Source organism: Fluviispira vulneris (assembly GCF_014281055.1).
Lineage (GTDB): Bacteria > Bdellovibrionota_B > Oligoflexia > Silvanigrellales > Silvanigrellaceae > Silvanigrella > Silvanigrella vulneris.
In genome coordinates this window covers 65702-89692 of the sequence record NZ_JACRSE010000002.1, presented here as the reverse complement: position 1 = coordinate 89692, position 23991 = coordinate 65702, and the positions used below count along the sequence as shown (strand labels likewise).

Here is a 23991-nt window from a genome sequence, read left to right as displayed (position 1 = left end):
TTTCTAATGTTAAGTTTTTGTTTCTAATAAATTTTTTAAAGCAAGCAAAAGCGCATTTAATTTGCCTTTCACCTTAATAAAAAGTTTTTTTGCACCTTTATAGTCTTCATTACGACCCATATCTTCAAGAATTTGTAAATCATTTACAATATCATTCACAAAGAAACTTCCCACGTTTCCTTTTAATTTATGAGTTGTAATCTCTATGTTTTTAGATTCTTTTCTTTCAATTGATTCATCTATAGAGATAATCATTTTTGGAAAATAGACAAAAAATAATTCTATATATCTCGACAAAATCTGCCAATCATCTGAAAAGTGAGTCAATATTTTGTCCTTATCAAGAGCAATAAAATAATTTTCTAAACTAATATCATTAAAATTGCTATCGTCTTCAATATTTTCTGATATTTCTCTATTAGAAATGAGACGATTTAATGATTCAATAATTCTTTCCATATTAAATGGTTTACCAATAAAATCATGCATACCAGTTTCCTTGCACTTAATCTGATCCTCATTACTTACATTTGCAGTCAAAGCAATAATCCAAGGTAAATTCTTTTTTTGATATGTTTGATAAATTTTTTGTGTTGTTTCGAAACCATTTAATTCTGGCATATAGCAATCCATAAAAATAACATCATATTTTTTTGAATTTACAATTTGTAATACTTCATTGCCATTATTTGCAATGTCAGGAGTATAGCCCAATTTTTCTAGAAATTTACACATTATAAATTGGTTATTTACACTATCATCTGCTACTAATATATTGAGTGGAAATTTAATCGCCATCTTTGAATCTATATACGGCTCTTTTTGTACTATTTGAGTAGGTTCTCCAGCAATTGCTTTAAATGCAAATGAGAAAGTCGATCCCTCGCCATAGGAGGATTTAACAAAAATATCTCCTCCCATTGCCTTGCTAATACCTTTACATATAGCAAGCCCTAATCCTGTTCCCCCATATTTTCGATTGGTAGATCCATCTGCTTGCGAAAAGGAAAAGAAAATTTTATTGAGTGATTCAGGCTTCAAACCAATCCCAGTGTCAATAACTGAAATTTTAATAAGGTAAGAATTTTGTTCTTCTACTAAAACTCTCGTTTGAACAACAATTGAGCCCTTATCAGTAAATTTAATAGCGTTGCTCAATAAATTAATGAGTACTTGTTTGACTCTAACTGGATCACCAAGAATCCATTTTGGCAAATTTTCATCAATATCAGTGTTTAAAATTAAATTCTTTTCCTGAGCTTTTATTCCAAACATGGATACACACTCTTGAATTGTATCATTTAAATTAAATGATATTTTTTCAAGCTCTAATTTATGATCATCAAGTTTTGAAAAATCTAAAATATCATTCAAAATTGTAATCAAATTATTACCAGTGATATTTATAACTTCAAAATATTTTTTAGACTTTTCATTTTTTATTTCATCACTTAATAAATTTACCATACCTAAAATAACATTTAAAGGAGTTCTAATTTCATGGCTCATGGTCGATATAAACCATCCTTTTGATCTCGCTAAGTTTTCAGCTTCTTCCTTTGCTTTAAATAGACCTTCTTCCATTTCCTTTTTTTGAGTAATATCAAATCTTATTGCAATAAATTGAATAATTCTATTCTCTGCATTAAAGATAGGAACAATAGTTGAATCTACCCAATAAAATAATCCATTTTTTCTTTTATTTCTAACTTCAGAATGCCATACTTTTCCTGACAATATTGTCTTCCAAAGATCTTTGAAAAATTCTTTAGAATGAAATCCTGAATTTATTTTTCTATGATTAAAGCCAATTAATTCCTCACGTGAATAACCTGATATTTCACAGAATTTATCATTTACATACTTAATAGTTCCTTTAATGTCTGTTATTGCCACAATGGCTGAAGCATCTAGAGCAAACCTTTGCTGTTCCAAAAGATTTCTTGTTTCACTCAATTCCACTGAAGAATTATTTTTGTAAAATAGTCTACCTAAATAATTAGAAATTTTATGGTATAAGCTTAAATTAACTTCCTGGAATACTCCAATATAGTTTTTTCCAAAAAATTCATATAACCCATAATATTTTCCATCATACATGAGAGGAATTAATATTCTTCTTCTTATAGAAAAATTTGAGTAAAGTTTATTGCCAATTATGTTTTCATCACTTTTTATATTATTTTCTCCATCGTATATTTTAGGAACATTCATCCTTTCTATCAGATTTAATTTATTTTCAAGTATGAATTTTTTTAATTCTATTTTTTTAGAATAAATTCCTTTATATACAAGATTATTTTCATTCATCTCCCAATAAATTCCCATTTTAAATCCCATACGAATTGCAATAATCTTCATAATTTTTTCTATAGCATGACTTAAGCTTTCAGAATTTGCAACTGTAAGATCAATTTTTGAAAATAGAAGTTTATTTTTAATTAATTTATCTAATGTATTAGTTATAAAATAACCATACATTACAAATGATACTAGCAAAGAGAAAAAAATGAAAATGAGTACAATTTCTATATAGTATATATTCCGAGAATTTTCCTTAAATTTAATTACGTTTTGATCATAAACTTCATCTATATAGTCTAAACATTGTTTTACATTTTTTCTATAAATTTCTACATTATTTTTGCTAATTACTATATTAGAATTTGAAATTTTTGAATTCAAAAAGAAACAATTCTCGTTTTGCAGAAAAGGCTCAACAGCTTTTTGTTCTAAAGAGAGAACTTTTTCTGAATTCGTAGGTACTTTTAAATCCGAATGGATTGCATTATATGCATCTAAGTTTACTTGAATTTCCTTAAGAAAAATAATAGATTTTCTCTCATTTAATAAATCTTCATAATATCTATAATTAAATGACTTATTAAAATAATAAAATGAAGTCGAAATAATAGTAAAAAGAAAAAAAAGAATTGATATAATAACATACGAATTCAAAGAATTATTTTTCACATAATATTCTATGGATTTCCTTAATAGCATTTATACCCCATTTTAAAAAGTAAAATATTTAATTCAATTAACGTTATTTCAAAAATTAATATAATAATTAATTAGAATTTATAAATAAAATAGATAAATTCCGATTGCTCTGTTTACTCTAATTATAATTTTATAAAGAAATGTTTCAATGAGATTTTTCTGACTTAAATTATCTTTAAATTTGCTGTCAAAATGGTATTAAACCCTATAATATCAAATTGTTAAACTTTTGAATACATCTTCAGGGTATAAATGAGTTAAGCATTTGTTATTTTCAACTTCACATTTTTCAATGGAACAGCTACGCCCTGTCGCAGTCCTACAAAGTAGATTTTCTATAAAAAAGATTGGATGCTGCTCTTTACAATATGGATGCCATTCTATAGGTGATTCAGGCCCAAACAGCGTGTAAGTTTTTACTCCCATAGCGATAGCTGCATGCTTTAAGCCAGAATCATTGCCAAGAAAAATATTCGCTCTTGAAAGGATGCAAAATCGCTCCCTTAAACTGCATTCACTCGTATGCATAAAATCGGGATGGTATTTTACTGGTAAGGTTTTTAATAATTCAGCAATAATTTCTTTATCAACATATGATGTGATAGCAACAACTGCCCCATTTTTTTTCTCAATCCAATACTCTGCAATTTTTGCAAAATATTCGGGTGGCCAAATTTTTGTTCTCCGTCCTGCACCAATTCCAAGCATAAGTATAGGTTTTTCAATATTTGTTAATTTACTTTTGAGAAAACTTATAGCCCAAAGTTTTTCTTTTTCATCTATATATATTTTTGTTTTTGCGCAGTTTTCTATAGAAAATCCAAAACCAACTAAAGTGTCTAGATCTCTTTCAATCGATGATTTATGTTTTCCTTTATCTGGAATGATAACAGTAGAATATTTATTTTTTCGACGAGCACTGTGAAAATGATTCGCTCTTTTTTTTGCACCAGTCAGAAATGACAAAAGTGAACTCGTATTACTTGCATTACAATTGATGACATAATCATAATTTTTTGTTCTAAAATAAAATAAGAATTTGCAGACAAGATAAATTTTTGTATATAAAAAATTCATTATTTTTGAATTAAATCTTTTAAATAAAAATATATTTTTTACAGACAAATTATTTATAAATACAGCTTTCCAATCCGATTCTACAAAAACGTCAACCATAGCATTTTTATCATTTTTTTTTATGCACTCAATGACTGATGATAGAATAACCGTATCACCCATTGCTCTTAGTTTCAAAACTAAGTACTTTGCCATCTATATTGCTCCCTGTTGTCAAACCTAAGTTAAAGAAATACACTTAGGCGCTTTCTGAAATTATTTTCTAATATTTGTTCTCGTATATGGAGTGAAAAATGGCAAGTCACAATCGGTATCTCGTCCGCAAGGTTGCTGTCTTAGGTTCAGGTGTTATGGGTGCACAAATTGCAGCGCATTTGGCAAATGCCAATGTCGAAGTGGTCTTATTCGACCTTCCTGCTAAAGATGGAAATTCAAATGGAATCGTACTGAAATCTCTCGCATTTTTACAAAAACTAGAACCCACACCCTTTTCGGTTAAATCTAAAGCTAATTATATCACACCCGCAAATTACGAGCATGATCTCGATAAACTTTCTGACTGTGATTTAATTATTGAAGCTATTAGTGAAAGAATGGATTGGAAAAAAGATCTTTATACAAAAGTCAGTGGAAAAATTGCTGCACATGCTATTTTTGCAACCAACACGTCTGGTTTGTCGATCAATTCGCTTGCAGAGGTTCTTCCAGCAGAATTAAGAAAAAACTTTTGTGGAATTCACTTTTTTAACCCACCGAGATACATGACTCTCGTTGAAATTATTCCACAAAAAAATACAAATTTAAAAACCATGGACAATTTGGAAGAATTTTTGACCACCGTTCTCGGCAAAGGAGTGATACGGGCAAAAGACACTCCTAACTTTATTGCCAATAGAATTGGTGTATTTTCCATGTTGGCCACTATGCACCACACTGAAAAGTTCTCATTGGGCTTTGATGTGGTCGACGCTCTCACAGGTACATCTATTGGTAGAGCAAAAAGTGCGACTTACAGAACACTTGACGTGGTTGGGATCGACACACTCGCCCACGTGATAAAAACCATGTCCGACACACTTCCAAGCGACCCATGGCATTCCATTTTTAATGTGCCTACCTGGATTCAAGCTCTTATTTCTAAAGGAGCTGTCGGACAAAAAGCCGGAGGAGGAGTTTTTAGAAAAGTAGGTAAAGAGATTCATGTACTCGATCTCAAAGCACAAGAATATAGATTGAGCAAACCTGAAGTCGATTCTGACGTTGCAGCTATATTAAAATTAAAAGACCCTAGTGAAAAATTTAAGCAATTGAAAAACTCACAAAACCCACAGGCACAATTTTTATGGGCTATTTTCCGAGATTTATTTCACTATTGTGCTGTTCAACTCGAAGAGATTGCTGATAATGCACGCGATCTCGACTTAGCTGTCCGCTGGGGCTACGGTTGGGCAATGGGACCGTTTGAAACATGGCAAGCAGCTGGTTGGAAGTTTATTACCGACGCTATAAATGAGGACATAGCCGCTGGAAAAACTGTGGCCAAAACTCCATTGCCTGCTTGGGTGACTGATGGACGGAGCGAAGTTCACTTCCCCGATGGGAGCTATTCACCCAGCACGAAAAAGAAAGAACCTAGGAGAGAGCTTCCTGTTTATGAACGTCAATTTTATCCAGAAAGAGTTCTGGGCGAAAAAGCCACTTATGGTGAAACTGTCTATGAAAATGATGGAGTTCGACTCTGGACAAAAGACAACGAAGTTTCGATTTTGTCTTTCAAAAGTAAAATGCACGCCATCGGTTCAGACGTACTTGAGGGCGTGATAAAATCCGTAAAAATTGCTGAAGAAAAATTCAAAGGCCTTGTCCTTTGGCAAACAGAAGCTCCCTTTAGTGCTGGAGCAAATCTTGCACAAGTCACACAAGCACTAAAAGAAAATGATTTTAACACATTAGAAACAATGGTGAAACGCTTTCAAGATGCATCAATGGCTTTAAAACACTCGCTCGTTCCCACCGTGGCCGCTGTTCAAGGACTTGCACTGGGTGGAGGCTGTGAATTTGTCATGCACTGTAGCAAGGCTGTAGCTGCACTTGAAACTTATATGGGGCTTGTTGAAGTGGGCGTGGGGCTCTTACCGGCAGGCGGAGGCTGTAAAGAATTCACACTCCGGGCAGCAAAAGAAGCTAAAGGTGGAAATATTTTTCCATTTTTACAAAAATACTTTGAAAATATTGCAATGGCAAAAGTATCCCGCAGCGCTGAAGATGCAAAGGAATTGGGGTATCTCCGTCCATCCGATACAATCGTTTTTAATCCAAATGAACTTTTGTATGTAGCAACTCAAGAAGTTAAATCTTTATATGAAGCTGGCTATCGTCCACCCCTCAAAACAAAAGACATTCTCGTAACAGGTAAAGGCGGAACAGCAACATTTAAAGCAGCTCTTGTGAATATGCTTGCAGGAGGATTTATCTCAGAACATGACCATAAAATTGGCTCATATGTAGCAACAATTTTAGGCGGTGGCGACATTGATCAAGGTAACATTGTTACAGATGAATGGCTCCTTGAATTAGAATTTAGATTCTTTATGGAATTATTAAGAACAGAAAAGACACAACAGCGTATTAAATATATGCTGGAAAATGGTAAACCTCTTAGAAATTAATTATCTCTTTAAAGGAGTCAAATATGTCAAAACAAATTCAAGAAGCTTATATATGTGCAGCAATAAGAACTCCTGTAGGAAAAGCGCCTCGAGGTTTTTTCAAAACAACAAGACCAGATGATTTACTCGCACATTGTCTAAAAGGAATTATTCAGAAATTTCCAAATTTAAACCTTGCAGAAATTGGCGATGTGATTACAGGTTGCGCAATGCCAGAAGCTGAGCAAGGAATGAACGTTGCCCGTATTTCTTTACTTTTAGCAGGTCTACCAAATGTTGTGCCAGGAATGACAATAAATCGATTTTGTTCTTCAGGTATTCAAGCTGTTGCAATGGCAGCTGATAGAATTAAATTGGGTGAAGCCGATCTTATGATTGCATCGGGCACAGAAAGCATGAGTCTCATTCCAATGATGGGTCATAAGGTTGTTATGAATCCAAGTTTTTTTACGGATGAAAATGTAGGAATCGCATACGGAATGGGCATCACAGCCGAAAAAGTCGCTGATAAATGGAAAATCACTCGGGAAGCGCAAGACCAATTTGCTTTGGAAAGTCATAGAAGAGCCAGCGAAGCTATCAAAAATGGTGAATTTAAAGATGAAATCCTCCCTTACCAAGTTTTTGAAAACTCACCAGGTGCTGTTGGCGAAATCATTCGACAAAATAAACTAATCGTCAACGATGAAGGACCACGCTCCGATTCCACTCTTGAAGCACTGGCTAAGCTTAAGCCCGTTTTCGCAGCACGAGGCAGTGTAACAGCCGGAAATAGTTCACAAATGAGTGATGGAGCTGCAGCTATTCTCTTAGCCAGCGAAAAAGCAATTAAAAAATACAATCTTACGCCCCTTGCACGTTTTGTCAGTTTTGCAGTTGCCGGAGTCCCCCCCGAAATTATGGGTATTGGTCCAAAAGAAGCTATACCCAAAGTCTTAAAACAAGCAGGAATTAAACAAAATCAAATTGACTGGTTTGAATTAAATGAAGCTTTTGCTGCCCAAAGCCTTGCCGTTATTAATGATTTAGGACTCGATCCCCAAAAAGTGAATCCCCTCGGAGGGGCCATAGCTCTTGGCCATCCGCTCGGAGCAACAGGTGCAATCCGCACAGCAACCATTGTCAATGGTATGAGAAGACATAAAAAGAAATACGGTATGGTCACTATGTGTATAGGGACAGGTATGGGTGCTGCTGGTTTAATAGAAATGGTTTAGTGCTATCTTTTCAGATAATTAAGACTCCCCCAATCGGGGGATTTTTTTTATAATTTAATCTTTCTTTTATAAAAACAAATTTATTTTTTTTAATTTAATCCGATTCATTTATACGCCATGCAAATTGCAAAAATGTATATGATTTTTGCAATTTTGACTCGTAAAAAAGAGTTTAAGTATAGATGTTTTGGAGATAAATTATGTTTTTATTTTCTCTTCGCATTTTGAAATTATTATTTATAATTTCATTATTTTATTATTCTTGCCTCTCCTTTGCGAGTTCATTTTATATTGCATGCTATTATTATGATTCTGACAAAGGACCATATAATAAAAACTCTTCTCTTATGACTCCTAGTAAACTTTATATCGGGGCAAATACGAACTATTTTTGGGCTTTAAATAATGATAATCAATATGTAAAACTAAACGGTTCCGTGATAGATGGTTTTTTTATTGAAGACACTTTATCACGCACAAATGCCATCCAATACTGCCAAAACGCTGTCAAAAAAGGAACTTTCTTGTGGCCTAGTAAAAGTACATATAAGCTTTTAGATTTCAAAGCGGCCACTTCAAATTTTGATGGATTCGAATATCCAATTCGCTTTTTAAAGGATAATAATAACTTTGCACGAATTAAACAAATTGTTTTATTTGGTGATAGTTTATCAGACACGGGGAATTTAAAGCGCTGGACAAAATATATGCCTGGTTATCCTGGTTTTTTTGGCCGCTTTACTGATTTTTACAATTGGATTGACTTTCTTGCAGATATGCAACCCAATAAAGGCCCTAAATATCCTGTTTTAAATTTTGCATATGGCGGAGCAAAATCTGATGGGACAAACGATTTTTATTTTAAAAACTTGAAAAACTATATGTCTTCTCTTGGTAGAAACTTTGTCACAGGCAGTTCAAAAGATTATATAAATAATTACTTGAATAAATATTTAACCCAAGACTCCTATCAGGCTAAATCTCCAGAAATAAGTAACCCTAATGATATCCTTTACGTTATTTGGATTGGTGCAAATGATTATATATCAAAACTTGAAAGTCCAATTTTGACTCAAGAGTTTTTTGATAACCCAAATAATATTGGAGGATCAAACACTGTTTACAAACGCTCTGTTGAAGATGTTATCGAACAAATAAATTTACTTTATAATCAAGGCGCTCGGCATTTCTTAATAATTAATCTTCCTGATTTTGGGAGAACACCAGTTGTTTTAGATGCACGCTATAAAATAAAAGATCTTGATAATCCTACTGATGAAGCTAATAAAATTTCGTTCTCAAAAAAGATAACAAAAGTCATAGAAAGTCATAATAAATATTTAAGCTCAAAAATTAAAGACATTGAAATAATCAATAAAGAAATAGATATAACTTTCATTGATATTTTTAAAGGTTTTAATGCTTTCATTGATGGTAAAAGCATTATTGATGGAAGTGATTTTAACTATGGTGTGCAACTTTTAAATTCAAAATATCCAATTCCTGGAACAAATAAATTTATTCAAGAAGAATGCTATACAGGTGGCTATATTGGAGCAGCAAAAGCACTGACTAAAAGCGACTACAGTGCAAATTCTTTTGCTTTAAAAAATTCTTGTCATAAGCAAAATGAAAGCGAATATGATGGGCTCGATAAAATAAGCCCTACAACCATTTTCTGGAATAACCCACATCCAAGCAGCTATGCACACTGCTGGATCAGCTTTATGGCAAGAAAAGGCCTTGAAGACAAAGGATTGATACCCAAAGAGCTGCCTTCTCTTGAAAACTATAAAAATTATTGTTTAGAAATTTTAAAAGCTAAGTACAATTGATGGGGAAAAAAGACCTCTAAAGCATATAATTCTGAGGTCTTCATTCTATTTTGCAGGATTTGCTGGCACTTTTTGAGATTTTTCTTCGAGCGGTTGCGGTGTAGGCAAAATAGGTTCCGTTTTTGCTGTTGGCACCTCAGTTGGAACGCTTGGAGCTGTCAAAGACTTTTCTAAGAGCTTATTGAGTTCATATTTGTTACTTGTTCTTATCCAAGATGATGACATTGCTAAAACAAAAAAGAGAATCCCACAAACCCAAGTGGCTCTTACAATGAGTTTTACGCCCCCTGTTGCCCCAAAAAAACCTGCTGAGTTCCCACCACCGAAGGCTCCACCAAGGCCACCTTCGTTGCCCTGCTGCAAAACAATGATAAGAACTATCAAAACTAAAGCATCTATGATTAAAAGAGTTGTCAGAAGTGTTGAAATCATCTTAGTATCCTCAATGTAGAAGGCTGCATGCCTGCTCAAGATAGAAATGTATTGCACAGCAATGAAGAATTCTCAAGTTCGATTCACCAAGTGGGTTTATTAAATGACGCGCATGACCAAAAAAAAAGAAGTTTCAGAATCTAAAGTCGAAGCAACAGTGAAACCAAAGTCCTCTGGAATAAGGTCGAAGAAAGTAACTCCAAAGGCAGAGTCATCTCTTCAAAAGCAGAAGAAAACATCAAGTTCTCGTGCAAAAGTGGAAAAAGCAGCTCCTAAAAAAGCGACTTCTCCAAAAGCAAAAACTGTTTCAGAAAAGAAAGAGAAAGCCGTAAAAGTAAAAACTCCGGCCAAAACTGCCAAAAAGGCAAAATCTCAGGTTAAAAAAGTTATTGAACTACCTGTTCAAACACTTTTTTCAGATATTGAAAAAATTGAGGCAGAGAACCCAAAAGAGCTTAAAAAGATTGAAGTAGAGTTAATTAAAGAACCAGCGCAAAAGAGGGTAGAGAGTAAAACACAAATACTCGTGCCTGAAAAAACGCAGGCTCCTAAATACACATTACCTTCATCTTTATCTGAAGAAAAAAAGAAAGTTCGCTTTGAAAGCCTTATAGCAAATGATTCTATCATAGAAGCTATAAAAAAATTAGGAATATCAGAGCCTTCAGAAACCATGCAAAACGCACTCCCTGCAGCCTTGCGAGGTTCCGATCTCCTCTTAACCAAACTCGAGGAAAGCGACGGCTATATCATAGGAGTCGTAACTGCTGCGAGCAAAATTCTTGCAGAAAGTTTGCCAAAAGGCTCTCCTCAGTTGCCTTCCGTATTGTTTATTTGCCCTTCACAAAAGAAGGTTGACGAAATTTTTGCTGCAAGCAAAGTGATTTTTGCACAACTAGGCATTTCATTTTTAAAGCTCAATGAAAATCAAGCAGATGAAAATCTAAGTGAAATTTTGAGCAAAGAACTCGATGTGCTGGTTGCTACCCCAAAAATGCTCACTAAAGCAAAAGATCTAAACTTCTTAAAAATATCAAACGTCGGTCTCTGTCTTATGATGGCGACAAACAGTTTTGCCAATGAAAATATTTCAGATGATTTAGAGAAAATTTTGTCTTCTCTCCCACAAGAAAGAACACAGAAAATTATTATTGCTAACGAAAATACACCGAGCGTAAGAGAAATTGCATTCAAATTCCTTGAAGATCCAGAATATGTATCTTTGATCCCATCACAAATTAAAGAACGTTCACCTAAACAATTTGCTCATGCACTATCAGCGACGCAAAAATTTCAAGTTCTTTTGGGCCATTTAAAGAATCACAAACCAAATTGTGCTGTGGTTTTTGCAAATACGAAACCTGTAGCAGAATGGATTGCTTATAAATTGCATGGGAACGGAATTAAAGTTGAGCTCATTACAAACCAATTGAGTCAGCAAAAAAAGATCGCTTTACTGAACTCAATCAAACAAAACGAAGTGCAAATTATCGTTGCAACCGATTGTATTTCCAAGAGTTTAGGCATTCAAAAACTCAATTGCATTTACAATTTCGATCTACCCGACTCACCGAAAACATTTGTCGATCGCCTCTGTCGGATAGAAGCATCTAAAAACCCAATATCGGTTTCCTTTATTTGTGAAGATTATGGGTACAACATGGGAGCAATTGAAGATTCACTTGGGTTTAAAATTCATATCGCTCAACCCGATAAAAATTACTTCAATATTAAAGACACTTCGGATTATCCTCTGGAAGCAGACGGAAAAGTGAAGAGAATTGGTGTCGTATATGAAAACGAACGCACAGCTAAGGAAGAAGCTCCTACTGTTCAAACAAATAGAGACGTTTCAACTCGTCCAGCAGTAACAAAACCAATTGAACGTTTTGAAACTGTGAGCTTCTCACAAAAATCTGCTCAAATTGCTGCTCAAACTGCTGCTCAAACTGCTCCTACAACGGCTTCATCAGTTGATTTACAACAAAGTGCAGCTCAAGCAGGACAAAGCACAGAAGGGCTTAAATTACAGCCTCGTAAAGCACCTGAAAAGAGAGATGAAAATCTATCTCAAACGAGCCAACAGAAACCTCAATTCACAGCTCCACAACAAAAAGGCTTTGAACAACGTAAAGGCTCCTTTGACAGCCAAAATCGTTCGAATGACAAATACATTCGTCGCGATGAACGAGCAAAAGAAGCTATCAATGCAGCTAAAATGGCAGCTAAATCAGCTTCAGATAAGCGCAATGAAAAGTTCACTGGAAAATCCCAATCGATGCCAAAACGTGCTGGTCTGTTTGAAATTGCTGTTACTTTGGTTCAAGATGCTGTTCAGTCTGCTGCACAAGCTGCTAAAGATTCACTTGCAACAAATATTCAACAGAACCTTCCAACCCTTTCGCTTATGTTAGATCGGTTTAAAATTCTTAAAAAACCGAACGAAAAGCAAAATGAATTAGAAAAGAATGATCACTAATTTTCTAGTTAAAAAAAAGGGGAGATAAAATTTACTTTTTTATCTCCCCTTTTTCGTTATTTTAATAATGATTAAAATACCGCTGCTTGTACTTGAGATATGTGACTTTTTCTAAGTAAAAACATCATAAGACGCGATTGACCAATTCCGCCTCCCAATGAAAATGGTAACTCTCCTTGTAACAACATTGAATGAAATAAAAGTTTAGAACGTTCTTCTTGACCTGTTATTTTTAATTGTTTTTGTAATGCCTCAATATCGACACGAATTCCCATAGAAGAAAGCTCGAATGCAGTTTCTAAAACGGGATGCCAAACTAAAATATCGCCATTCAGACCTTTGAACTTCTCGGTGGATGGTGTTGTCCAATCATCATAATCAGGTGCACGCCCATCATGGGGTAAACCACTTTTTAAAGCACCACCAATGCCAATTAAGAAAACGGCACCGTGTTTTTTACATATTTCATGTTCTCTCTGTTTTGCACTCAAAGTTGGGTACATTTCTTCAAGTTCTTCAGTATGAATAAAAGTAATTTCTTCTGGTAATATAGGCTTAGTATCTTGAAAAACCGCTGCAAAACGTGCTTCAGTTTGTTTGATACTTGTATATATTTTTTTCACTGTTTCTTTAAGAAAAGCGAGAGTACGCTGTTCTTTTGCAATACATAATTCCCAGTCCCATTGATCCACATATGCAGAGTGTGTTGCATCTATTACATCTTGAGGACGAATAGCTCGCATATCTGTATAAAGGCCTTCTCCCACAGAAAATTCATAATGTTTAAGCATCATTCTTTTCCATTTTGCAAGAGACTGTACAACTTCAATTCTTTTTGTTGGGCTATATTCTGGAATATAGAATGAAGCGGGAGCTTCTACACCGTTTAAATCATCGTTAATTCCTGTACCTGCTTCTACAAAAAGTGGTGAAGAAACTTTAGACAAATGTAATGTCTCAGCAAGAGTTTCTGCGAAAAAAGTCTTCAGAAAATGAATTTGCTTTTCTGTTTTTTTAAGTTCAACAGCAGAAAAAGGAGATTTTGAGCACGAAATAACACTAAGAGACATAGAAACACCTCAAATAAAAAAATTGTTTTAATTAAGTCACACAGATATTAATGTGAATAAATATATTTTATTCAATTAAATTTTTATAAATATTTTTAAATAAATTTTAAATTAATTATTATTAGAATTGATTTGATTATTATTAGAATTGCAATTTAATGAAGAAACAGAAGGGATGAAGTTTGTAAAAGAACAAGATTTTAAAGTGCTTACACAATCTCGTTTTAATTTAATTTTAAAATGTTTCATTGCAATTACCTTTATAGGTCACAGTTTTACCTCGAAAAAAAATGAGGCTCTCTTGTCATAAAAGAAGAATGTACTTCTGTCAAGCACTTTACTATTAAAATTGCCTAACTGTTCGGGATTTTGAATTTTATGATAAATTTGGTTTCTTTTGAAAGAGGGTCCAGAGTCAATGACCCACCACTTCTTTCAATATAATTCATAGCTTGAGACAGCCCTAAGCCCAAATTTTTGAATTCTTTTGTAGTAAAAAAGGGTTCAAAAATGCTAGAACGCAATGAAATTGGTATACCTTTCCCACTATCATATATTGTTAATACCATTTCTTTCTCTTCTACTATTTCTTCTAATGTAATCTTTATCACCGGATTTATGGATTCAGTTAATGCTTCAATTGAGTTTTGCAAAATATGAATAATTGCATTGGTAATATCATCTTTTTTAGTATAAATTTCTTTCTCAAATTTAGGAGTTTTAAATTCGCATTTTATTTTGTTTGCAGTTAATTCTCCATCACAAAATTTGAGCGCTTCATTTACAGACTCAGAAAGTAAATGCTTTCCAGGCATAACACTCGCTTCATCAACTACCATTTTCTGAATCTTACTGATTATTTCTGAAATCCTGATCGTACTATTTCGCATCTTATTTAAATTGTCTATAAAAGTTTTTTCACTTTCATTATTCGCATTTTTTACTGGATTTTTAAACATCATTAAATCTATACAGAGTTGTAAAAAAGCTAGAGGATTATTTATTTCATGCGCTATCGCACCTGCAACGCGCGCAAGACTTTTAGTATTGGTTGAAATATACTCCTCATATTGCTTATTTTTAGATTCAGTCGCATTTATAAATGCACCAATAAATCCATCAAATTCATTTTTTTCATTTAATTTTACTGTGCCATTTGCCTTCAACCATAGATACTTACCCTCTTTTGTCTGGGTTAAAATTTCGATTTCACGAAAAGGGTTTTTAGCATTAATAGATTCTATAAATATATCTTTAAGTTCTGATGGTGCACCTTCTGCAAATAAATCCTCAGGTTTTTTTATGACTTTTTCTCGTTTACCATATCCAAGTTGTTCATAGATATTCTCAGATAAATATCTAAAATACCCTTTTTTATCTGTTTCCCAGTAACAATCAAAACTAACTTCAACCAATTCTTGTATTTTTTTCGACTGTATTGCAGATTGTTTTGCAATAAATTCTTTTTCTTTTTGTAAAGCTCGCACTCTTGCTGTCAATGCAAATGAAAGAAAGAGCGCTTCAATTATTGCCCCAATTTGCAATGAACACTTAACAAATATGTTTCCTTCAAAAGCACCTAAGAGTTGCATAGAATAAAGCACCCCTCCCGTGCAGATAGAAAACATAGATAATAAATAAAAGACAGAACCAGGTAATTTATATTTTATTGCAACAATTGGAATATAAATGAGAGCCAATGAAAGTGAAATACCCATAAAAGGTATAAATATTAGAGATAAATTAAAATTAACAAAACTTACTATCATCATACTTACAGGAAGAATGAGATAGTATTTAAAAAAATTATGAATTAATTTACTATTCTTTTTTAAGTTCAGAAAATAATCTGTAAAAACAATAACTGAAATCACACTTAATCCATGGGACAAAAGTAAACTTAATTTCGTAAAATCAGGGTAATTAAACCAGATATATCTTTCACCAAAACCAGTTATAGAAAAATTTATATAATTGATAGACAATATATGTAGAAAATAATTTAAGTAATTATAATCTTTCATAACAATAAAAAGATTAAAAGAATAAATGGCAACAGTAAAAGTTATGCCAATAAAAATCCAAATAAATTTTTCCATATCTGGATTTAAATATGGATTGCTTAAAACTTGAAGAATTGATTCTATATCAATATTCATTCATAAGCCTTTGATAGAATATATGCTTTATATATTTTCGTAATAATATTAAATAAATTAAGATATTTTTATAAAAATCATCTTTATTTAGCTTTAAATCTTCCGAAAAGAAGAGAGATTAATCAAAAAAGAGTGAAACCTCATCTCTTTTTCTTTTAATATAAGGAAGTTATATGACATCCATTCTTATAGTTGATGATGAAGAGATGATATGTACTTACCTTGAAATGCATTTCCGCAATGAAGGATATACAACTTACAGCGCTCAGAATGGCCTTGAGGGTATTAAAATCTGTCAAGAACACTTCCCTAATATTATAATTTCCGACATTAAAATGCCAAAATGCGATGGAGTTCAATTTATTCAACAGATTAAGGAAAATAAGGATTATAACCCAGTGATCTTTTATATGACTGCTTATTCTGATGTTACAATTGGAACAGCCTACGATCTGGGTGTGGATGCACTCTTCAAAAAACCATTCCAAATGAAGGATATTTTAGGAGGGATTAAAAAATTTTCTAAGATTAAAGAAGAACATGGTCAAATAGAAGAACAGAAGAAAATTAATGAGATAAAAACTTCAGAAAATGCCCAATTGACCTTACTTGCTGAACTTTCAACAGGTATTTCACATAATATCAATAATCATATTTCATACATAACAACCTCCTCTTACGTTCTCAAAAAATATTTGGAAAAAGAAAATGACGAAAACGATAAATATGCAAAAATGATTCAAATCTCAGAAAAAATACATGCGCACGCTCTTATGACCTATCGTATAGTTAAAAGTATGAAAATGCTTGCAAGAAAAAACCATTCTGAGGACGAAAAAGAAAATGTTTGTCTCATGTCTATTATTCAAAGTTCAATTGATTTACTTGAAGAGAATCTTAAATTAGGCATGATAAAATATATTATAAATTGCGATAATGATATTTATATTAAATGCTTTCCAGAACAAATTATGCAGGTTTTTTTAAACTTGCTACAAAATTCCTGCGATGCTCTTTCCTCAATTGAGTCGCCAGATAAGTGGATTCATATCGACGTTTGTAAAAATGGTCATAATATTGAAATCGCATTTACTGACTCTGGATGTGGGGTTCCTGAAAATGTAAGAAATCGTATTATGGATCCATTTTTTACAACCAAAGATAGAGGAAAAGGTACAGGAGTAGGCTTGAGTCTAAGTAAAAGAATTCTTGAAGCTCACGAAGGAACTCTCTCACTCGATGAGTCTTCAAAAAATACACGATTTGTCGCATCGTTTAAATCAACTTGATAACGACCTGACTCAAGTGTCCAACACCAAGCCCCGACCATCCAATTTTTTAATCCGTCGATCCATTCTTGCACAAGTTGCATTTCCTTTTCATCTATAATTTCCGCTATAACCCTTTTTTCAAGTTCTATGAATTGATTGATTTCTTGATTATGCAAATCAACAGTTTTTTCAAAAGCTTTTTCAAAAGAAATCAATTCATGCGACATCAGTGAAGTTAATAAATTACAGGGTTCACCATGCCGAAATTCTTTAGGAAATGAATAAATATCATTTGCCCAACCACAAACGTTTGATGCCATATCTCTAAATAAAAAATATTCAGGCGAAATTTTAAAATATTGAGGAAGTTCTCCACTCATAGTTAGTTCAATCATATCAAAAAAAGAATACATTCCGACAGATAAAAGTCTCAATTTTAAATAATCAATTAGATTTGGAACCTCTTTTGCAGCTCTATAAAAAGACTCTTTTAAGCATCCTTCAAAATATTGTTCCATACTTTTTTGATATTGAGCAAGCCAGCGAGGATTAGATTTTTCTTTTAATCTAGCCATTAAATTTTTGAGGGCGATTGTTATTTTATTATTATAGTCTGTTTCCTTAAAACAAATAATATTAAAATATGCTCCAAGAACCTTTGATATCTTAATCGGATCTTGTCCTAAAAGTTGTTCATCATATTCATCATCTGCTAAGAAAATCCAATTGATCCAGTCTGCAAAAAGTGTCAGCATTTCAAAAGAAGCATTTGGATATGCATAGGAAACGACGACCCAAGCTCGCAATGCAACAGCTTTATCATATTCAACTTTATTCTCAATTAAATTATATTCCTTAAGCCAATTGATTGAGGGATTTTCAGCAGATTCCAAAAATGGATTGATTAAATGGGGGAATGGATAATTAAGTTTTTCTCTTGCATTTTTAATTAATTTTTCAGTATTAATCTTCATTAAACCTCCTTAACAATTAATATCAATTAATTATTTCGGAAATATTATAGGTTTATAGAGTTAGAATCTAAGAATTAATTGCACGATGTGTTAAAAATCACTCAAAGGCATAATATACCTAATCTTCATCTTTTTCTCTTAATTTTTCCAATACTGAAAAATCTTCAAGCGTCGTTGTGTCACCTTTTATATCACCCGTTGTTGCAAGCTCTCTAAGTAGTCTTCGCATTATTTTACCGCTACGAGTTTTGGGTAAAGAATCACTAAAACGAATTTCATCTGGTCGTGCGAGAGCTCCTATTTGCTTAATGATGAATTTTGCTATCTCTTCCTTAAGCATGGGAGTTATATTTGCTGATTTTTTTAGAGTTATAAAAGCAACAATACCTTGTCCCTTAATTGCATCGGGGCGGCCAACGACTGCACATTCTGCAACCAAAGGATGCTCTACCGCTGCACTTTCAATTTCCATTGTCCCAAGTCTGTGCCCACTGACGTTGATCACGTCGTCAACCCGGCCCATTATCCAGAAATAACCATCTTTGTCTTGGTGAGCACCATCCCCAGTAAAATAGACTCCCTCAATTTCTTGCCAATAAGTTTTTTTATAACGTTCATGATCACCATAAATTGTGCGTGCCATGTAGGGCCAAGGCTTTTTGATGCATAAAAACCCTCCATCTTTTTTCTTAGCAGGACTTCCATCTTTATTAAGAATTATGGGCTCAATACCAAACATAGGCAGTGTCGCGCTGCCAGGTTTCGTCGGTGTCACTCCAGAAAAAGGGGCAATCATAGCTGCACCCGTTTCTGTTTGCCACCAGGTATCAACAATCGGGCATTTTTTTCGACCAATAACCTCGTAGTACCATATCCACGCTTCGGGGTTGATTGGCTCGCCAACGGTCCCGAGCAATCTTAAACTCGATAAATCATGTTTTTGTGGTAGTTCCCTACCTAAACGAATAAATGACCGTATAGCAGTAGGTGCAGTATAGAGAATAGTGATTTTATGCTTTGCTATCATTTTCCAAAAGCGATCTGGTTCAGGATAAATAGGAGCGCCTTCATACATAAAAACTGTTGCACCGCAACTGAGAGGACCATAAACGAGATAGCTGTGCCCTGTGACCCAACCAACATCAGCAGTGCACCAATAAATATCTGTTTCTTTAAGATCAAATAAATATTTAGCTGTTAAGGTAACTCCCAATAAATATCCAGCTGTGGTATGCAATAATCCTTTTGGCTTACCAGTCGTCCCACTGGTATATAATATAAATAAAGGATGCTCCGAGGGTAATTTTTCTGCAACACAAGAATCAGAATAATTCATTGCAAGTTCATGCCACCAAATATCTCGTTTAGGTAACATATTTATTTTTTCGTTAGTTCTTTTAACAACAATAACATTTTTTATTGATGGAGTTTCTTTCAGAGCTTCATCGGCCATTTCTTTCATTTTCACTGCAGAACCTTTGCGAAAGCCTCCATCTGCAGTAATAAGTACTTTACAATTGGAGTCAATTATCCGATCTCGTAAAGATGAACTGCTAAATCCGCCAAACACAACTGTATGCACAACTCCAATTCTTGTGCAGGCTAACATTGCAATGACAGCTTCAGGAATAAGCGGCATATAAATTGCAACTTTATCCCCTTTATGCAAACCAATTCCTTTTAACATATTTGCACATTTCGAGACCTCTAGTAAAAGCTGTAAATATGTTAAAGTGCGAGTTTCTCCTGGCTCCCCTTCCCATATAAGGGCAGCTTTATTTTTTCTGTCTGTTTGTACATGCCGATCTACACAATTATAAGAAGCATTTAAAGAAGCACCTAAAAACCATTGGGCCTTATAATCTTTCCATTCAAAAATTTTTTTCCATTTATTAAAAAAATCTAAATGTTCTAGAGCCATTTTAGCCCAAAATGCCTCAGGATTTTTGATTGAATTTTTATATAATTTCAAATAATGCGACATATCCTGCAAAAAATAATTAGAAAATAATTTCTTCTGAGGCTTAAATTTTCTATTTTCATGTAGCAAATTCTCAATAGATGGTTTTTGATTGTCACTCTTAGACATTATTCCTCCATAGCAATTAAACTCCAAAATAATTTTAATTTTTCAATTGCACTATCGAATTCATAATCAGACACAGAAAGAACAAATCGACAATATTCAGGGACTTCAATCCAATCCGCACCATTTATTAGAAGTCCTGTTGAATTAAATAATATTTCATGAATATTTTTACCATTAATAGCAGTTTTAGTTTCTATATTTTCTTTTTTAATTAAAATATTTTTGCCTATTATATTTTCAGGTTTTGCAATTAAAAATAACCCACCATTTGATGACAAAGGCTTCCAACCCGTTTGCTGTAATACACTGCTTAAACGTGTAGCTCTTTTTTCAAGAAATGATCTTTGCTTTGCAAAATGATTTTTTACATGCTCACTTTGTAAATTTAATGTTTTAAAAATTCTTTTGATTGCATACTTAATATTCATTGGCAAAGAATTTGTTATCCCCTTTCTTAATGCTGTTTGTAAAAATAGTTTATTTCCATAGCCATAGCCAACTCTCAATCCTCCTGCTGCAAGTTCTTTAGAAACCCCGCCTAATAAAATAAATGATAATTTATCCTTTCCAAAATCTTTTTCAATTTGCATTATAATTCTAGAAATACTATATTTATTATAATCTGCTTGAAATTCTAATCCAGAAAAAATAGTGTCCATAATAATGACGGAATCAAACTCAGCAGCAATTTTAAAAATTTCTAATATTTCATCTTGTGTGTAAATTGCTCCAGTAGGATTCACCACAGGTGCATTTAAAAATATCCAAACTTTTTTGTTTTGCTGAATTAAAGTTTCTCTTAAATCCCCTGTATCAATTTTAAAATTATTTTTTACAGAAGTCTTAAAACTCAATATATTTGTTCCATAAAACTGCGCAGAAGCAATAAAATAACCATAGGATCCTGAAGGAAATAATAAGATATGATCATTTAATGCACAATATTCAGAAATTCCAGAAAAAAGTGGGGCAACCCCATTGGCAACAACAATATTTTCATTTTTTGCATCTCCAAGATCGAACTTAAAATTAATATAATTTAATATTTCTGGCTCCATTTGCAATTCAAGTTGAGCAATATTTTGTCTAACAAATCCTTCAAAAATTGCAGCTTTTAAAAAGTTTGGTGACGAATAAACATTTTCACCATAATCAAGTCTGACTGAATTTTTATCTAAAGCAGGATGAGAATAAAATATAGAAGGGTGATGAAAGGATCGATTGCAATTGTCTGAAAATCCCCTAAATTTTTCTAAAAATAGGATTCCCTCTGGCTGAGGCAAGCGTGGTACATAAGTTCTTTCACGTTTCGTATTCCTGACATGGAAGTTAAGTAAATCAAATAAAATTGTGTTATAGTATTCTTGAATAATGAGTGATGCTCGGCTGAAAGTCATTTCGGCAACATTACACAAAGCTGATAAGAGAGTTTCATTTTCACTTATTAAAAATGCAATTTCTAAATCGGAATAAATTCTATTTCGAATAAGTCCACAAAATAATGAAACATGCATAGGTAGTTTTTGTTCTGAAATATATTCAAATATTCCATTGACCAAAGGAGCACTCGATAACTCCATACCATTGCTAAAATCTACAAAAAGCCTCACTCCATATTTTTGTGAAGTTTCAATTAATCTTCTAAAAGAATCTTGACTTCTTAACTCCGCTTCTGAAATAGAACAAATAACCACTTGTGGTTCAAAATTGACAATTAATTTACAAAGTAATTCGCTTTGTTTTGGTGATTCCAAAATAAACATATTTTTAGATTTTTGAGTAGAAAGATCTAACCACTCTGCAGGTAAATCTTGATAGAAATCTTTGTCTACTAAGGCTTTTTCAACATTATACATTGATAATATATTTTTTACAAAAGTATAACGTGAAGGAGCAATAACAACACTCTTTGCAGTTATTGGAACACGCCAATATGTTCGAAAATACTCAGCGATATGTCTTCTAAAACCAGTTTCTCCGCGAACATCCTGATATTCAATAGCATCTTCATTATTTAATTTTTCAGATAATTTTGCCAAAAATGATATTTTTTCATCTACGAGAGAGCGATCCGAGTAGGTTAAATCAAAGCCACTGCGAGCTGCTATATAATCTTCTTTTTTTAAAAGACGGAGAATTTTTTTCATTTTTAAGTTGTCGCGCATTTCTGCTTCTACAACTTGCAGTGAATGAAATACATTCCCACCATTCATTGCATAAATATATGCAGTGCGAGCTGAAATGGATTCTTCAGAATTAGCACCCATATAAAACTCAAAGCGATGAGATGTACTTTGCTCTATTTCAACTAATGGTAATATATCAGTATCTCCTGCTTGTTCTATTTTTGTTTTCCAAACGACAGATGTTTTAAATCCACGCCGAGTTAACAAACGATCAAGCACAGCTTTACCAGGCCTACCCCCTAAGTTTAATATTATTTTACCAGCGGGTTTCATAATTTCTAAAGACTCTTCGACAGCTCTTGCTATGAGACCCAAACCAAATTGATCTTCTATATAGCCTTGTTTTGAACAGTAATTACTTAATGAAAACAAAGATTCATCTTCAACATTATCATGAATAATATTGGGCAATGAATGCGAGTCTGGAGCTAAAACTTGTGGAATACATCCTATCACTTTATCAAGTTGAATGTGATTGCTTAAACAATATTCTAATAAATCTGAAACTTGAAATTGAACTCGATCAAAAAGAGTTTTGCCCTCAGAATCGATATAAGGTTTGCCTCTTTCATCAAGTCCGTTTAAATATAAATTAATTTTGGCACAGACAATTGCTCTTGGATTGATATCTAACCCATATATAAATTGGGGAAAACATTTTTTTGCCAGAGCAATTGTAATCCAACCATTTCCACAGCCTAATTCTGCTAAAGTTCTGTGATGAAATTCTGATATAGGATAGCGCGTGAGTCCCTCATAAAAGGTAAATGACCAATCTTCTGGAATAAAAATACTTGGTAATTGAAGAAGTAACAGACTATTTGGACTATTTTCTTCTCCATCTGTTATTAATTTATCTATAGAAAAATAATATTTACTTATTGCGTCATGACTTGATTCTAGTTTTAAAAAATATTTATTTAATTCTGACAGAGCAACTCTTGCTTTTTCTCGAGTTTGTGGATCTTCCAAATATTGAAGAAGATTTTTTAATCCTTCAAAAGCATGTGAAGAAGATAGAGTACAATTGTGTAGAAATTGATCGATATTAAAGTTCCAATTTTTTTTTTGCTCTTCATTTACTGACTTCATTACTTATTCCTATTAAATTTTTCTTCACAAAAATTACCAATAAAACTGGCAATTAGAATAGGCGGTACGATACAAAATAACATAGGGAGAATTGCTCCACCAGCTACAAAGTATAAAATTCTTCGTGTTAAAACAGTTCCTTTAGAGTGTGAAAAAAATCCAAGAGGTAAGGTAATATCTATAAACATTAATATTGCTTGAATTATCAAACCACTTGCTAACCAATAAAAAAAAACAAATGAAGGAACAAAATCATATGGTATATTGAGACTTAAAATGGAATCTAATGATATTAACATGCTATTAAAATCTCCTCTACATTTAAATGATACTTTACAATTATGACATAAATTTAAACACCAATCAATTTATTAGAATAGGAGTTTATCTTATGCACCCTTATTTTTTCTTAGTTTCTAAGCTTTAAATTTGAGAGTC

At 33.0% G+C, this 23991-nt stretch carries 14 protein-coding genes; 5 read left to right on the top strand and 9 right to left on the bottom strand.

Going from position 1 to position 23991, the window contains the following annotated elements:
- Nucleotides 1-9 precede the first annotated feature (9 nt).
- Nucleotides 10-3003 (bottom strand): PAS domain-containing hybrid sensor histidine kinase/response regulator, encoded by a 2994-nt coding sequence (locus H7355_RS04235; RefSeq protein ID WP_186645480.1) that lies wholly within the window; start codon nucleotides 3001-3003, stop codon nucleotides 10-12.
- Nucleotides 3004-3216: 213 nt separating this feature from the next.
- Nucleotides 3217-4275 (bottom strand): glycosyltransferase family 9 protein, encoded by a 1059-nt coding sequence (locus tag H7355_RS04230; protein WP_186645479.1) that lies wholly within the window; start codon nucleotides 4273-4275, stop codon nucleotides 3217-3219.
- Between the two features lie 98 nt (nucleotides 4276-4373).
- Between H7355_RS04230 and H7355_RS04225 the strand changes: the two genes are divergently transcribed.
- The 3 genes from H7355_RS04225 to H7355_RS04215 all read left to right on the top strand — a co-directional run bounded on the left by H7355_RS04225 (nucleotide 4374) and on the right by H7355_RS04215 (nucleotide 9801).
- On the top strand, nucleotides 4374-6749 hold the full coding sequence (locus H7355_RS04225) for a 3-hydroxyacyl-CoA dehydrogenase/enoyl-CoA hydratase family protein (RefSeq protein ID WP_186645478.1): 2376 nt from the start codon (nucleotides 4374-4376) through the stop codon (nucleotides 6747-6749).
- A 23-nt stretch (nucleotides 6750-6772) separates the two neighbouring features.
- The gene (locus H7355_RS04220) at nucleotides 6773-7966 is read left to right on the top strand and encodes an acetyl-CoA C-acyltransferase (RefSeq protein ID WP_186645477.1); all 1194 of its coding nucleotides are present in this window, start codon (nucleotides 6773-6775) and stop codon (nucleotides 7964-7966) included.
- 200 nt (nucleotides 7967-8166) lie between these two features.
- A complete protein-coding gene (locus H7355_RS04215) occupies nucleotides 8167-9801 on the top strand; it encodes an SGNH/GDSL hydrolase family protein (RefSeq protein WP_186645476.1) in 1635 nt (544 codons plus the stop codon).
- A gap of 45 nt (nucleotides 9802-9846) precedes the next feature.
- On the opposite strand, the gene secG is transcribed toward H7355_RS04215, so the two are convergent.
- Nucleotides 9847-10233, bottom strand: a complete 387-nt coding sequence (gene secG, locus H7355_RS04210; RefSeq protein ID WP_186645475.1) for a preprotein translocase subunit SecG — start codon at nucleotides 10231-10233, stop codon at nucleotides 9847-9849.
- 103 nt (nucleotides 10234-10336) lie between these two features.
- On the opposite strand from secG, the gene H7355_RS04205 reads away from it, so the two are divergent.
- The gene (locus tag H7355_RS04205; RefSeq protein ID WP_186645474.1) at nucleotides 10337-12712 is read left to right on the top strand and encodes a helicase-related protein; all 2376 of its coding nucleotides are present in this window, start codon (nucleotides 10337-10339) and stop codon (nucleotides 12710-12712) included.
- Nucleotides 12713-12783: 71 nt separating this feature from the next.
- On the opposite strand, the gene asnA is transcribed toward H7355_RS04205, so the two are convergent.
- On the bottom strand, nucleotides 12784-13782 hold the full coding sequence (gene asnA, locus H7355_RS04200) for an aspartate--ammonia ligase (protein WP_186645473.1): 999 nt from the start codon (nucleotides 13780-13782) through the stop codon (nucleotides 12784-12786).
- Nucleotides 13783-14135: 353 nt separating this feature from the next.
- Nucleotides 14136-15941 carry a 7TM diverse intracellular signaling domain-containing protein gene (locus H7355_RS04195; RefSeq protein ID WP_186645472.1) on the bottom strand — a complete coding sequence of 602 codons (1806 nt, stop codon included), beginning with the start codon at nucleotides 15939-15941 and terminating at the stop codon, nucleotides 14136-14138.
- A 173-nt stretch (nucleotides 15942-16114) separates the two neighbouring features.
- Between H7355_RS04195 and H7355_RS04190 the strand changes: the two genes are divergently transcribed.
- On the top strand, nucleotides 16115-17230 hold the full coding sequence (locus H7355_RS04190) for an ATP-binding response regulator (protein WP_186645471.1): 1116 nt from the start codon (nucleotides 16115-16117) through the stop codon (nucleotides 17228-17230).
- Here the strand turns inward: H7355_RS04190 and H7355_RS04185 are convergent.
- From H7355_RS04185 to H7355_RS04170, 4 genes are all read right to left on the bottom strand, one after another.
- Complete coding sequence (locus H7355_RS04185) at nucleotides 17158-18186, bottom strand: terpene synthase family protein (protein WP_186645470.1); 1029 nt, start codon at nucleotides 18184-18186, stop codon at nucleotides 17158-17160. The two genes, H7355_RS04190 and H7355_RS04185, sit on opposite strands and share 73 nt — an antisense overlap.
- Nucleotides 18187-18304: 118 nt before the next feature.
- Entirely contained in the window at nucleotides 18305-20275 is a 1971-nt protein-coding gene (acs, locus tag H7355_RS04180; RefSeq protein WP_186645469.1) for an acetate--CoA ligase, read from the bottom strand.
- On the bottom strand, nucleotides 20275-23553 hold the full coding sequence (locus H7355_RS04175) for an aminotransferase class I/II-fold pyridoxal phosphate-dependent enzyme (RefSeq protein WP_186645468.1): 3279 nt from the start codon (nucleotides 23551-23553) through the stop codon (nucleotides 20275-20277). The genes acs and H7355_RS04175 overlap by 1 nt, the downstream gene beginning before the upstream one ends.
- Nucleotides 23553-23852 carry a hypothetical protein gene (locus H7355_RS04170; protein WP_186645467.1) on the bottom strand — a complete coding sequence of 100 codons (300 nt, stop codon included), beginning with the start codon at nucleotides 23850-23852 and terminating at the stop codon, nucleotides 23553-23555. The genes H7355_RS04175 and H7355_RS04170 overlap by 1 nt, the downstream gene beginning before the upstream one ends.
- Nucleotides 23853-23991 lie beyond the last annotated feature (139 nt).